The sequence below is a fragment of the Microcoleus sp. B3-A4 genome, assembly GCF_036705385.1.
In the GTDB taxonomy this organism is placed as follows: Bacteria; Cyanobacteriota; Cyanobacteriia; order Cyanobacteriales; family Microcoleaceae; genus Microcoleus.
Window position 1 is genome coordinate 1 of sequence record NZ_JAUBUI010000229.1, and the last position, 1,200, is coordinate 1,200.

Genomic DNA, 1,200 nt, shown 5'->3' on the forward strand with positions numbered 1-1,200 from the left:
TACGGCCTGCCACATAATGGTACGTAATAAAGTGTAAGCTAGTAAGTGTGTCCAGATTTCCTTTCTCACCATCGCCGGAGTTTTAGCTGTTAACATCTCCATTTTCAACGTGGTTTTAAGGTAGCGTAAGTTAACTTCTGCCCCTGACCAACGTAGCCCATATAAAAGAGTTAATTTTTGAACCGTATATCGTTGGGCATCGAGTAATGTTGTTACTACAATAATCCGTTGAGATCGAAAACCACGGCGTTGAATACGCAAGCAGACTTCCCGAACCATAAAATGAGACGGCAATGCCTCAAAGTCCTTATTTATCATATGTTCGGGACAATGTTTGGGCTTGTCCCAGACCACTTTATGGTCGCCTATTCCCAACTTCTTTCCCCGTCGAAAGTCCGTCTTACGCCAATGATTTTTGCGAAAAACAGCATCGGCTCCCTGCTGTTTTACCAAAACTAAATCTAGATAATTGCCATAAGCTCGATCCGCTAATATTACATCGTCTGGTAGTAAATTTGCATAAAGCAGACGACTCATCACAATTTCACTTGTCGCCAACGAATCTATTCCAGCAAATACCACTGCACCTGTGAGTAATGAAAACAAGACCACCATTTTCGCTATCGGAAATCCACACCCTGGTTTTTGATTGCTGTGTTGCGGATACTCGCCTTGATTTGCAGTAGTATCACTCATCAACACGGTTGTCCCGTCTAGTACCCGCACCCGTCGTCCACACCATTGTTGTTCTATCGGAACTTGTTTTTCTAGCTCGTGGGCCACGAACGGTACTAACTGTTGGACGAGTCTTTCCGGTAGTCGTTGACGAGCTTTACTGTAAGCCCCTGTGTCCGAAGAAGGAGCTTTGACTCCGGCTGCACTCAGCCAGATGCCCATACGCTTCACCGCTTGACTGAGACTTTTATCTGGAGAGAGTACCTGGGATACCATTGCCCATAACGTCACTATCGGTGTGTAGACGCTGCTGTAATACCTCACATTCTCGTTAGCGAGAAGCTCTTGGACTTTAAAGTCTGGTAGAAGCTCCTTCCAGGGTAAGGCCACACTCTGTAAAAATTGTTGCTTGAGAATAGACGCACGATTTGACATAATAGAGATAGATTTTTGTGTTTGTAAGGCAATGATCTATATATATATTGCCTTACAGATTTTTTTGAGTTCACTTTTTCAGTGCCATTG

At 44.0% G+C, this 1,200-nt stretch carries 1 protein-coding gene; it reads right to left on the reverse strand.

All coding sequences use genetic code 11. From position 1 onward, the window contains the following. Positions 1-1,110, reverse strand: a 1,110-nt coding sequence (locus tag QUB33_RS29530; RefSeq protein ID WP_333358272.1) for an IS4 family transposase, incomplete at its 3' end; no start/stop codon positions are given. Positions 1,111-1,200: the final 90 nt, after the last annotated feature.